We start from the raw sequence: 253 nt of genomic DNA on the forward strand, positions 1-253 counted from the left end.
GTTCGTGGCCAATTGAGACTATCGACAACTCCGGCTCCTCAGAAACGAATCGCACTCATTGGCTACGATTATCCTGCAGGAGAGGGGAACCTCCTCAACGGAGCCTTTCTGGACGTCAGCGAATCTATGGCGGCAATCATGCGCGAACTGTCGCACCGCGGCTATCAGACCAAGACCCCTAGTGGGCAACAACTTCTCAATGACTTACTGGCCCAAGCCGTAAACTCCCCTGAATATTCGCAGACTGTACGGC

At 54.2% G+C, this 253-nt stretch carries 1 protein-coding gene; it reads left to right on the forward strand.

Features of this window, described 5'->3' with window-relative positions:
• Window positions 1-12: 12 nt before the first annotated feature.
• Window positions 13-253 (forward strand): cobaltochelatase subunit CobN (locus QSV46_RS41685; protein WP_409997303.1); only part of this gene is annotated, 241 nt, incomplete at its 3' end.

Origin of the sequence: Bradyrhizobium cosmicum, assembly GCF_032290525.1 — a bacterium.
In the GTDB taxonomy this organism is placed as follows: domain Bacteria; phylum Pseudomonadota; class Alphaproteobacteria; order Rhizobiales; family Xanthobacteraceae; genus Bradyrhizobium; species Bradyrhizobium cosmicum_A.